Source organism: Vibrio sp. Isolate32 (assembly GCF_022397955.1).
GTDB lineage: Bacteria > Pseudomonadota > Gammaproteobacteria > Enterobacterales > Vibrionaceae > Vibrio.
Map to the genome: position 1 here is coordinate 24251 of NZ_JAKEUQ010000008.1, position 13107 is coordinate 37357.

Consider the following 13107-nt stretch of genomic DNA (forward strand, 5'->3'; position numbering starts at 1 on the left):
TTATACATACTGAGTCATATATTAGTACTGATAAGATTAAAAAATGCCCTTAAAGGGCGTTTAAAATCAGTAATTTACTGAAGAAGCTCCCAGAATGCTCTGTCTCTCATTGGAAGTATCTTCTTGGCTCCATCAATGTATAAGCTGTAGTGCTTCTCCAGTTTATTGATGGTTTCCATGAGCTTCTCTTGTTCAGCTTTCTCGTTGACACCAAACATGGCTTTGAGCTCTTGCGGGCGAATCTTCGCTACGCGGTGAATAACCCATGTAAGCACGTAGCTTGAGTAGTCATTCTCGCCAGTTTGGAAGTGTGTAATATCTTGCGTAGAAAGAATCACACCCACGCCGTATTCACGGCCTTCCTTCAAGATTTTACGCAAGCTTGGGAAGTTCTGAGACATGAAGTTATCCGCTTCATCCACCAAAATCATCTTAGTAATTTGACGGAAGTCACCTTGCACTTCTGGCTTACCTTTCTTCTGCATTTGTGAGTAGAACAGGTCTAACGTCAGTGCGACTACAAGGTTTTGAATCTCTGATGGGTAACCCGCCAGTTCAACCACAGTGATGCCATCAACCAAGTCATAAAGGCTCATGCACTTAGTGTTGTCGTCTTCAAAGATCTCTAGTTCATATAAGCTTTCAAGTGCCGCATATAATGAGTCTTCATCTGGTTCTGTTTCAATGAACAAGTCCCACACCTGTGAGATTGTCGGCGCTGCTTTTGACCAAGTACTTGGATCTGCTTTTCGAATACCCGCTAACTCATACGCTTCACCCACCAGCTTACGTAAACGCAGCTGCTGCTTTTGACCTAAACCAAAGGCTTTCCCCATGGTTTCAGAGAAGCCACGAGCTGTGTGCACGGGCAGCATTGGCGTATCACCAAACAAGCTGAGTGGGTTGTATGGCAGTTTATGAAGGTTGAACTTCTTACCCGAGGTCGCCTGTTGGAACTTGTCGTCTACATAATCGGATTTGTAGTCAAAAATAAGCATGCCAATAGGTGCGCCGTTTACGTTGTCTACTTGATTGCGGTAAAGCTGAGTGATCACCGACTTGGTAAACTGCGTTTTACCCGTACCCATAGTGCCAATAATACCGGTATTGGTATTCATGAATTTGGCAGTATTCGTTGGCTCCCAATTCAATGGAGCTTGTGTTAGCGCATTGTGGCCAAATAGTACGTTTAGGTTGCTGTTAGACTCGACCTTCATTGGCTCAACGACTGGCGATACTTGCTCTTCAACAACAGACTGTTCAGGCAGCACTAATTCTGTAGTTTCAACCTCATCAGACTCCACAAGTACTGGCTGAGGTTCAGCTTCAGTTATTTTTTCTAATCGAGTTTCACCATTCAGCACATACTCACTTGGCACGTGGCAAAGTTTCACTACATCTAATTCGTTCAACACTTCTTGCAGCGGAGTTTCCACCAAGCCAGGAAGTAGCCCCATAGGTAGGTCGACTTTTAACACCCCTTCCATCATTTGGTAGTCAGGTTGTAAGCAGCCAGCCCCTTCAAGGTGGCTAACCACAAAGCCTTCTGGGTAATCTGCGATTTGGCCAAGTGAATAGTCGCCTCTTAGCCACTCTTCTTTGTTTGCCAGTAAAGTGTCGAAGTAATCATCAGCAAATACTTTGTATAAGCGATACTTATCAACTTGCATCAAAACTTGGCGCATGAACAAGCCACGGTATAACTTGCTCGCTAAGTCTTTGTTACCTAGTAAGTCTTGGCTTAAGTAACGCAATAGCTCTTTCGATTGTTTAACGGCTTTATTGTAATTCGGCACCGAACCCGTTTTCACTTCGACAGGTAGCAAGTACATGTCTTGGTCTTTGAAACCAACCAATAATACATCGTCAGAAATTTCGCCTTTCCTGTAGCCTTGAACGTTACGAGAGAATTCGCTGTCAGACATCTTCAGACCAATATTACCCGATACACGAATCATCTCTGCAACAGACAGCGGCACCCATGTAATGTCTGAATCATGCACTAGGCTAGTCACAAACTTGTAGGCACCAATCACGCCTTTGCGCTCTTTATTGATGGTTGGCGCGCAAGTCATCATTTTCAACAGCCAATCACCGTTGAACGCGTTGAACTCATTGATTTGGCCACCATCACCTTGCTTAATGACTTTCTCAAACAAACCGCGCTGCGCAGTAACTGTTATTGCATCATAGCTAGAAGAGCTGGTGTACTGATCTGAATAGTGAATCAATACTACATCTTCGTTGCTGTGGAAGAAGTCCAACGTCACTTTAGGATCAATAATAGTCGTCCAGATAGAGCTATCGTATGAACGTTCCAGTAAGCCTTTAAAGTCCTCACTGACCGCTAAGGCAACTGCATTTGCACCGTGATATTGAGTATTCGGTTTGAGTGCTGGCTTTAATAGAGCGCCAACATACTTCGCCATCATTAAGTGTGGGTGGTCTTGGTAGTCCGTACCTTTCAAACCAAAGCCCGTAAAGTACGAACCTGATTTACTTTCAGAAGCATCACCCGTTAGTAGGCCGTCACAAGCAATGCCTGATGCCATGTCTTCTATCGCAATATCTGAACAATCAACCTTGTCGTTGTTGCGGAAGAAAGAAAGGTGCGCGTATGACTGGCCATCTTTTTCAGCCTGAGCATTCGTGAACTTACTATACGTTAGACGAGTACGAAGGATATCGATAATAGTATCGGCAACCTCTCGTACTTTACCCTTGTTGAGCTCTAACCACTCTTTCAGTTCATCGTAATTGGCTGTTTCTGCGAACCGGTCAAACGCATTGAACGCCAGTTTATCGTCATACAAGTTAATGTGAATCGATGCAGACTGTTCTTGATTGCTACGGATGTAATCCACCAGCCCCATAAACAACTCTTCGGCGCTATCTTGGTTCACCGCATTAACGATAATGCTCTTCTCAGAGCCAGTGAATAGTTGGCTGAATGCCGTTTGGAACTCATCGATTTTCTCTTTTACCAGCTTACGAACGAACGTAAGAGAGCTTTTCTCTTGAGGCACACTCCTGATCCAAAACGCGTTCTCTTTCACCTGCTGGTTGTAGGAAAACTCATGCTTAGGATGGTAAACATATGGCAGCAAACCTTTTGGCGACAAGCGTTCAAAGGTGACATCAGGAAGCTGAGCAAAGCTCTTATCATCACGAATCGCATCTCTTAGGTTGAGGTAATAAGCCAAAATCAGCGGATGGAAAGGCGAGTAGTATTCTTCGTCTTCAGATTGAACCAAACCGATTTTCAACGCTGATTTCTGTTCTTTTGTCAACATGCTACCCGTTGGGATTGCTTCAAAATACGCTAAGCAAGCATCAACTGTATTTTGGACGAGTGTTGTAAACTCATCACCCCAAGACGCCAATGATGGCGTACTACGGCGCTGTTCTAGGTAATCAAAAAGATCAACGTAAGAACCATGAATAGCATCATCAATCGCTTGCAGGTCATCAAGCTTAATTGCCCCTGAATCCGCAATAGACACTACTTTGTTGTTGATGAACTCTTCTTCCCAACGCAGCAGTTTTAAACGAACACCTGGAACAACAAACTCACTGTTATCGATGCCGACTTTGCCTTTTTGAGAATAAAACTCACCGTTATATTCATCTTTGAAAAGCTTGTGGTAACGACCTCTATTAAGCAGTAAGGGTAAACTCAATGAATCAGTCGCTACTGCGCCTTCAACATTAAATTTGAGCTGGTTATCACCTGATTTAACGGAAAAATCTATTTCGTCAGCTTCATTAGCTAACGCTTCAAAATCCACGAAGGCGTAATCTGCAGCATCGACAACCTGCTTGGCATCAAGCAGTGAATATGCGCTGCCTTCGTTGGCTCTGATCTGCAGTTTGTTCTCTTCCATGTTCAAGGTTAAACGCTGTTTCGCAGGTGCAGGCTCTACCAAGAAGATGTTCTTGAACGGCTCAATATAGAACTCGCCTTTACGAACCACTAAACAACGGAAGTTATAAACTTCAGATTTGTTTTCACGCTTTAGAGCCAAGTTAAAAAACAGTGGCTCATGCTTGTACGTACCTTTCAAGCTAGCTCGTGTCGTTTTCAGACCATTCAGTGTGGTAATCACTTCTTCATTATTAAGCGCTTTTGCTGGCTGAATTTTGAACTGACTTTTATCGAGATTACTCGCACCTTGGAAGATCAGCTTCAGTTCAAACTCATTTACACCTTCATCTAACTCGATGATTAAGTGGCGATCACGCATGCCTGCTTTGGTCTCTGCACGGTTACGAGCTGTAATGGTCATACCGTCGCTAGCCAGCTCCTCTTCAAGAACAAGCTGCTGCTGAGCATTGCGCTTTTTCTCTTGTAGGAATGCTTCGAACTCAACGTCTTTCCATGCATCCGTTTCTGAGAAGTTCTCTTTAATAAATTTCTCGCCGAATGATTTCAAGCGGTCTTGAAGCTGACCACCAAAGTGTTCAACTTCAAAAGAGAGCTCTTCGTAAAGTGCACGGTTATCTTCCAGGCGTTTTTTTATTTGCTTGGGATTGCCGCTCATTTCAGCTACGAGCGGATCTTCAAACATGCCCAACTCATTGAAGCGCAAGTCACCGTCTTCAACGGCTTTGTATAGAGATTCGAAACCAAACATAGTTGCGCCATCTTCTAAAATGGCATCGAATTGATCATCAAGCAGGCAACTTGACACATCACGCCCTTTGTCTTGCTGGTCGATTAGCCCTTTCATTGCTGCTTTGATCTTTGATGCGCTCCAAACTTGTCCCACTTGAGCCAAGTCTTCTGCAGAATTTATCAAGGTATCAAGCAAGCTATTGTGGATCACAACTAGCGCGCAACCTTTTAAGTAGCCAGATTGGCTCGCCACTTCGTCACGCAGATGTGAGATGTAGTTTTCAGTAAAGCCTTCGAATTCTGTTGGGTTTTCGCTATGGATCACAGGTACGATTTTGCAGCCTGACAATTCAATGAATGGCAACTTGATATCGTTAGTCGCATCAATGCTGTTTTCAGAATGAGCCGTCATCGCCTGATACAAGCGCATACTATTTTCATTATCTGGCGACTTAAACTGATAGCGAAAACCTGCCTTAATGTGTGTTTCAGCATCCGCTAAAAACTGCTCTACTAGAAAGGTCTCAAATTGTTTTACGGACATATACTGCGTCTCCACTATCACTCATGCGCTCTACGTTACCAATGCGCTCATAGAATTTAATTAGTTCTTGTTCTGTTTGTTTATCAACGAAAATACCACGTTGCTCAAAGGCTGTGATCAGTTCGTGGAAACGGAGTTTGTCCTTTTCTCCAACAACAAGGTTGGTCAATAAGATGATGTAGTCTTGGTTGAGTACGAGTACTCGACCGCTGCGGCCTCGACTTTGAATGAAGTGAGACGCTAGGAACTTCTCTACTTCTGACACATACTTCTTGTTGATATTGAAACGTTCGCCGACGCTAAACTGTGCGGATGCGAGCTTCATTATGTTACCGAGCCAGTCGAGCGCCAGTTCAGATTCATCTAGAGCTGTGTCTAGATTACGCTGTGACTTAAACGCTCTGGCAAAGTTTTCTAGTTGTTCTTTTAGGTACGTCGATTTCGACTCTTGAATACCCTTCGATATCTCCCACAAAGGTACTTTTATCGCGTTCTTATTTCCAACACCCGGCTGAAGTAGCTCAAGCATAGTCAGCATAGGGAATAGTCGGGTGGCTGACTCATTAAACAGCTTATAGCCGTGATTCTTTATATGAGTGCGCTCATTACTGGCACGTTCATGATCCATAATGAAATAGAGAGGCTTAGCCACTGGCTCTTGACCACTACGCCAATCTGTTAGCGCTAAACTCAACTGCGCAGTGTATGCGAAACCATAAAAAGACAGGAACGACTCTATTTCACTAAGCAGATACTTAGGGCGACTAGCCAAGAATTTCAGGTCGTCACGGAATGCTGTTGAAAGATAAGGTAGATACGGTTTCTCGCTCGCTTGCAATGACGAGTCAGACTTCATTTTTCCACGAAGCGTAGAAAGCATTTCACGTTCAATAAAGTTTAATTTGGCATCAAACTCTTCTACACGCATGTTCTGAAGTAAATTGGTGTACATAGAAGCAACACGTGAATCACCTGCTGCAAATTCACCTTTTTGTGCACGGAACAGAAGGAGTTCGGGGCTCACAGTAAAGATGTCTTTGTTTTCAAAATACATCTCTTTTAACACTTGCCAAAACTCTTCTTCACCAAGCTTTTCTTCAAACGCACTTTGGCAATCGGCCACAAACTGTTCGTAGCTATAACCTTCTACCTTTTTACGCAGAAGCCCACGTAGAACCAAACCGATGACAGCATCAAAATCAAAGTCATTACCCTTGGTTCGAATAGGTAAGTAGCTGCTTAGGCTGTTTTTATTTGGCACGCCTTCCGCAGTTTGTGGCAACGATTGATTAAATGGTTGGGTGTAATTATCCATTGTCATTTTATAAACCACTCACTTCGAAATATTCATCATCTTCATTCACGATCTTGTAGCGTTTGTCGTTTTTCAGAATAAACAGAGTATTCTTTTCGTTCGCTACCGTGATGATCTGCTCTATTACTTCATCCAACAAAAGCACCGCATTTTTGTCATGCTTATTCGGACGGTACCCTTGGTTAATTTTTTCCAACAACTCGAGTAAATTAATGCTAATAGGCATAGGTAGAAGCGAATGATCGTCGACTCGAATATGAGCGTTAAATGAGCCTATCTTGCTCACCGCTTGTGTTTTAATCGATGAAAAATCAGGCTTCACTTCAAGTTCAGCCGCCGTTTTAAAGCCGTTGTATTCAGAGACAAAGAATTGGTCTTTATCGAGTGATGGCGAATTGCGGTTACAGTAACGATGCACAGCTGAAATGAGAGTGTCTTTATAGAACTTATTCAGCTCTTTCTTCTGCTTTCCTGAACCATCAAACTCGCGGTGAAGCAGCCAGATGTTTGCGTACTGATCAACCAAAGAGTTATCAAAGTCTGCTTTCAGCTCATTAATGTAATCATTCGCAAATTGCGCTTCGTCTTTCAACAGATAAACCATGCGTAGGTATGAAGCGGCAGTGAGCACATCAAATACACCTTGTGCTTTCACCTGATCTTTAAGTTGTGTAAAGCCTCCATCTTCAATCCCCAGGCCAAATTGAAGAACGAATTCGTCGATTTTACGAGTGTGAATATTGCTTGGGTCAAAGCTTTGAATATGCTCCAAAAGCTCGTTATCTGAACCAGAGAAGAGATTGTCGAATAGGTAGTCATCACCCGCTAAGATCTGGTACACAAAGTCCAGTAGCGCTCGCGCCGTTAGGAACTGATCTTTGATTAAACGAGCTTTCAGAAGTAAAGAAATAATATTCTTCTGCACGGATTCTAGCCCTAACAACGCATAGTTTGCCGTGAGCTTGCTGTGACCTAGCTTTTGGACTTCACTGTCATACAGCGCGTAAAACGGGTTATCTAGCGTTGGCTCTGTTAATCGAGCTAGAAACTTAGCTGCAAAGTCAGAGGTACTAACCTCATGGCCCAGAGTAAATTTCGGGTATTGCTCGAAATCTAAGAAAATATGGTTCGTTGGAATATCGTCCGTTTTGTTTTCCAAGAACGCTTTTATCGAACCTTTAATATCGTCGTGTTGTTCAGCACCTTCCTCAGCATAGTTGCCTAACATTCCGATATTAATGCCAACAACAAGTGGCTTATCATTTCCTTTGAACTGTGAGAATCGCTCATCCAACGCATTAATTGCGGTTTGATTTGGATTAAAGCTGTGTGTCGCATCAAGATGAAATTCATGTGTCGCTTTATGCTTCTGGCTGTATTGGGTCAGGATCTCAGACTTACCGTCACCACTACTGCCACACAAAAAAATGATGTCACTTTTCTTAGAAGACAAAAGCGACTTTTTAAAGTCCACTTCGATATCTGTGGTGATGTACACATGGCTTTTATAATCAGCCAGAAGGTCTTGATTTTGCTCTCTTTCTGTACTTACCGCGTAGGGCGATGATTTAGAAAGTATGCTGAGGGCTTTTTCTAAGTTCAAAGGAATCTCTTCAAAATTTGATTAAACGGACTTTTTTTGTGGAGATAAATAGTATCAAACACGGAAAAGTAACGGTACTTACAACCATAAAAAAATGGAATGAGTGGATGAATCAGCACCACCATATGCAAATTGTTTATCTTACTCGCTTTACAAACAAATATTGTGTTTAGTATTAGAAAAGTATGATTTGGCTTACATTGCTTTACGTAACACTCCGCAATTTTAACTGGTGAGTGTGTACTATACCCATGTTAAAAATGTACGTATATTCTGTACACATCAACATGTATCATTTTCAGGCATTAGATAATTGTTATGACAATAAAGTGGGATCAGTTACTACGCTTCAAATTAATCGAGGTTGTCGCATTATGGGAGGGTCGCGTTACGACTAATCACCTATGTAACTCTTTCAACATTAAGCGACAGCAAGCCTCTAGAGACATCAAAGCTTATCAGGAGCACTTCTCTTCTCCACCACTTGTTCATGATCGTAGTATTAAAGGCTACCGTCTTACTGATCATTTTGCGCCAAAGTTTACAAAAGGCACTCCTAACGAGTATTTGTCGCTACTGCACAAATACAACAGTGACCATGTAGACGGCTTTGATTTAAAAGATCTTGGCTTTGCTGACTCTATTGTCCTTTCAGTCCCAGATAGGCAGATAGCCCCAATAATCGTTCGTAGACTTCTACAAGCAGCACGAGAAAGGCGGAGAGTTGATATTGAGTATGTTTCAATGGATAACCCTGAGGGGCGAGGTCGAAATATCGTTCCACACACCATCGTATTTGATGGGTTCCGTTGGCATGTAAGAGCATATTGTGAAGAAAGAGCAATGTTCTTAGATTTCGTGTTAAGCCGATTTAGAGGGGAGCCTGAACTGCTCAATGAATCAGATATTAACATCGAAGACGATGAAGATTGGACAACAGAAGAAGCAATTGAAATCATTCCAAATCCACATTTGTCACCTGCACAACAACACATTGTGAAAGTCGACTATGGAATGCATGATTCTCCACTCACAATTAGTTGCCGACGAGCACTGATTAAGTATTTGCTCAAACGCTTAGATGTTTGCGTGGATAATAAGAAACTATCTTCGACTCCTAAGAAATACCACCTAGCACTAGCGAACTCAGCAAACATCAAGCGCTGGCTTCTGTAATAACAGACTAGGGGCACAAAAATAGAGAGCTAACGCTTTATAATATATAGGTATGCGATTGGAGTGAGCTCGCTAGTAGAGAAGTAAATATCTGAGACTTGCCCCTATACTCTGAATACCGATTACAAGCTAGCGTCCTTGCTAACTACAAAACAGACTATGCCGCCTCTACATTAATCTACCTACTAGCGTCATACCACCTATATACCTCTTGCTCGCTCCAACGGGGAGAGCGTTTAGAAACCATGATCGGTTTTGGGAACGTGTCACCCTGCCTCATTCTCCAAAAGGTAGTTCGACTAATATCAAAGGTGTAAATAATATCTTCAATCGTGAGTAGTTTGCTCATTCATATTTTACCTCTCATAACCTACTGATACCGACTCCAGAATGGATCTGCACCAAATACTGGCTATGTTTCGCTATTTGAAACAAACATACAGTACAAAAAACGAACAGTCAACATAAAAACTTTTAATAAACATGTAGTTATCTATAATAAATGTATACACCATGCAGGTGTAATGATCGATAACTTGAGTCAAATTGGCTTAAATGATTGTGAATGCGGGATGCATTAGTAGAACTTAAAAATATATCGAGGCAAAGGGAGAAGATAGAAAAGCCTAGAGACGGTATTTGATATAGAGTAGGTGACACTCTAACTTTGGGTGTGTTTCATGCCGTATCAGGTCGTAGCCTGCAGGTTCATCGTTACTTGACCATATACTTGACCACAAATGACAAAAACGAAAAAGGGCGTAGCAAGTACTAACCTGCTACGCCCCGTAAATAATGGCACGCCCTGAAGGATTCGAACCTTCGACCACATCCTTAGAAGGGACGTGCTCTATCCAGCTGAGCTAAGGGCGCGCTACAGGAAGGAATTATACGAATTCGAATCATGAAAGCAACGGCTTTATGTAACATTCTGATCTAAGTGAGTAAAAAAAGGGCAACAAACATATAAGTGTTGGAAAATAGAGCAAGGCAATCGTTTGCTTGATGGTAATCAAAAAGATTTTCTGGAATAATGCGCCAAAAACATCAGCCACTAACTTGAATATCAATACTAAGGAAATTCATGACTGCTCAAAATATTGATGGAAAGCTAATTTCTCAAACGGTTCGCTCCGAAGTTGCTGCACGTGTAAAAGCTCGTACTGAAGCTGGATTACGCGCTCCAGGCCTAGCGGTTGTTTTAGTGGGTGAAGACCCTGCTTCTCAGGTTTACGTTGGAAGTAAGCGTAAAGCGTGTGAAGAAGTTGGCTTCGTATCTAAATCTTACGATTTGCCAGCCACTGCAACAGAAGATGAACTGTTAAACTTAGTAGACCAACTGAACCAAGATCCAGAGATCGACGGTATTCTGGTTCAACTGCCTCTACCTGCTGGCATCGATAGCACTCACGTTCTTGAGCGCATCACACCAGAAAAAGACGTTGATGGCTTCCACCCATACAATGTCGGCCGTTTGGCTCAGCGTATGCCTAAGCTTCGCTCTTGTACACCAAAAGGTATCATCACCCTGCTTGACCGTTACAACATCGATTTGCGTGGCAAGCACGCGGTTGTTGTTGGCGCTTCAAATATCGTGGGTCGCCCAATGACCCTAGAACTGCTTCTAGCGGGTTGTACAACGACGACATGTCACCGTTTCACCAAAGACCTTGAAGGTCACGTACGCCAAGCAGATGTTGTTGTGGTTGCTGTAGGTAAGCCTAACTTCATTCCTGGTGCATGGATTAAGAAAGGTGCAGTTGTGGTCGATGTCGGTATCAACCGTTTGGATTCTGGCAAGCTAGTAGGTGACGTTGAATACGATGTCGCGAAAGAGAGCGCAAGCTTCATCACACCAGTACCGGGTGGTGTAGGTCCAATGACAGTAGCTAGCCTGATCGAGAACACAATGATCGCTTGTGAGCAATTTCACTCGAAGTAATCTGCAGACGTAGTATAAATAGAATAAGAAAGCCGCAGCGTATATCACGTTGCGGCTTTTTTGATAAAGAACACTTACTACTTCTCTGGCGCCTCGACTTTCTCAACCTGTTCTGAAGGCGGCAGCAAACTAATGATCTCACATTCTGTCGATATCAGCTTTTCCAAGTCAGCCCCTTGAGTAATTAAGCGGAAGTCCCCGTCATTGATGACTCCAAGTAGAATCGCTTTAGGATAAAGCGCATTAAATTCATTCAGATCAAATGCCTCTGTCAGCCCTGTACTCTTAATTTGGCTGCCTTGTGCCATTAATGAGTTGAGCTTGGAGTAGGTGACGCCTTCCTCAAATAGACTTCGGTTGACATCTCGACTTACTTGGTGTCTCTCGTGCTTGCTCTCTGGTGACTCAAGCGCAAAAACCTTGTTGGCACCAAACTCGTCTTGATAATGCATGCTGACTAACGGGTTAGTTTGACGATAAGGCGAGACAATCATCGCACGCCCTATCCCATCGAGTTCCAAATTGTTTTCTGCATGGCTGGAAGCTGGGTTACCAAAGTAAACATTCAAGTTATCCATGCGCGCTAAGCGAATGCTCTCCCAGTTGGTATCGGCAAGCACACTGTTGATGTTGTGAGTCGCGAGCACCTTGGCAAACTGTCTTGCGAAGTGGGTGGCACCGAAGAAAATAACCCCTTGCGCTTTCTCTTGAGTGACACCGAGCCTTCTCGCCCACCAGCTTGCGGTTAAACTCTGAATAACAACCGTACCGATAATGACCAAGAATACTATAGGCACCAACAGGTCTGCGCCCTCGATCAATTGCTTCTCTTGAAGTTTGATCGCAAACAGAGAAGAAACCGCCGCCGCCACGATCCCGCGCGGTGCCATCCAACTTAAAAACCATTTATCTGCTGAGCTAAGATCCGTGCCGATCCCGCTGATCCACACACTTAACGGGCGAGCCACCAGCATAACCACCGTTAATAACCCTATTCCCCCCCAACCTATCGACAGGAACGCGCCCGAATCGAGTCGACTGGCTAACAAAATAAACAGCGCAGAAATGAGTAACACAGTCAGGGTCTCTTTGAATTCGATGATGTCTTCGATATCCAAGCCTTTCACATTGGCAAGCCAGATCCCCATGATGGTCACGGTCAACAAACCTGATTCTTCACTCAGGTCGTTCGAGAAGGAGAACGCCGCCAACATTAGCGTCAGTACCGCCACATTTCGTAAATAGTGTGGCACCCAATGCCCTTGTAGCATCTTGGCAATTAAATGGCCACCTATGATCCCCAAGCCTAAACCAATAGCCAGAGTCAGCCCAAGCGCTGACAGCACATGACCGGTAGGGTCAGCTGAAGAGACAATGTATTCATAAACCAGAACAGCAAACAGAGCGCCAATGGGATCAATCACAATCCCTTCCCATCGCAAAATGCTGCCAAGAGAAGCTTTGGGCTGAATACTACGCAGCATAGGCACAATCACTGTCGGGCCGGTCACCACCACCAAAGCACCGAATAGCGCCGCTAGTGGCCAACTAAAGTTAACAAAGTAGTAAGAACCGACCACGATGCACGCCCATGTAATCAGCATGCCTACACTCACGAGGTGAGTCACCATGCGACCATGGCCTCTGATCTCTTTGAAATTAAGCGTCAATGCGCCTTCAAACAGGATGATGGCAACACCTAATGAAATCAGCGGAAATAGCACTTCGCCAAAAATGGCATCTGGGTTAAGGACATTTAAACCGGGGCCCAATAGCAGGCCTACAATAAGAAGAGGGAGAATCGCGGGAAGACGCAATCGCCAGCCGAGCAGCTGACAAGCTAAAGACAAGAGTCCAATTAGCGCCAAAGAAGAAGTAATCGACAAATCCATTTATGCCCCTAAATAGTTGG

At 43.6% G+C, this 13107-nt stretch carries 6 protein-coding genes and 1 tRNA gene; 2 read left to right on the top strand and 5 right to left on the bottom strand.

The genetic code is table 11. From position 1 onward, the window contains the following. Positions 1-74: 74 nt before the first annotated feature. The 3 genes from dptH to dptF are packed head-to-tail and all read right to left on the bottom strand — an operon-like array spanning position 75 to position 8077. Positions 75-5159: a DNA phosphorothioation-dependent restriction protein DptH gene (gene dptH / locus L1D11_RS07905; RefSeq protein ID WP_239862350.1), complete on the bottom strand. Its 5085-nt coding sequence runs from the start codon at positions 5157-5159 to the stop codon at positions 75-77. Continuing rightward, positions 5140-6480, bottom strand: a complete 1341-nt coding sequence (gene dptG, locus L1D11_RS07910; protein WP_239862352.1) for a DNA phosphorothioation-dependent restriction protein DptG — start codon at positions 6478-6480, stop codon at positions 5140-5142. Before dptG ends, dptH begins: the two co-directional genes overlap by 20 nt. 1 nt (position 6481) lies before the next feature. Continuing rightward, the gene (dptF, locus tag L1D11_RS07915; protein ID WP_239862355.1) at positions 6482-8077 is read right to left on the bottom strand and encodes a DNA phosphorothioation-dependent restriction protein DptF; all 1596 of its coding nucleotides are present in this window, start codon (positions 8075-8077) and stop codon (positions 6482-6484) included. A 318-nt stretch (positions 8078-8395) separates the two neighbouring features. Here dptF and L1D11_RS07920 point away from each other — a divergent pair, with 318 nt between their 5' ends. Further along, positions 8396-9253, top strand: coding sequence for a WYL domain-containing protein (locus L1D11_RS07920; protein WP_239832649.1), 858 nt, complete (start codon positions 8396-8398; stop codon positions 9251-9253). A 796-nt stretch (positions 9254-10049) separates the two neighbouring features. On the opposite strand, the gene L1D11_RS07925 is transcribed toward L1D11_RS07920, so the two are convergent. Beyond that, a tRNA-Arg gene (locus L1D11_RS07925) sits at positions 10050-10126 on the bottom strand. 211 nt (positions 10127-10337) lie between these two features. On the opposite strand from L1D11_RS07925, the gene folD reads away from it, so the two are divergent. Continuing rightward, positions 10338-11195 (top strand): bifunctional methylenetetrahydrofolate dehydrogenase/methenyltetrahydrofolate cyclohydrolase FolD, encoded by an 858-nt coding sequence (gene folD / locus L1D11_RS07930; RefSeq protein WP_004737959.1) that lies wholly within the window; start codon positions 10338-10340, stop codon positions 11193-11195. Positions 11196-11272: 77 nt separating this feature from the next. Here the strand turns inward: folD and L1D11_RS07935 are convergent, their stop codons facing one another. Beyond that, positions 11273-13087, bottom strand: a complete 1815-nt coding sequence (locus L1D11_RS07935; RefSeq protein ID WP_239832651.1) for a sodium:proton antiporter — start codon at positions 13085-13087, stop codon at positions 11273-11275. Positions 13088-13107: the final 20 nt, after the last annotated feature.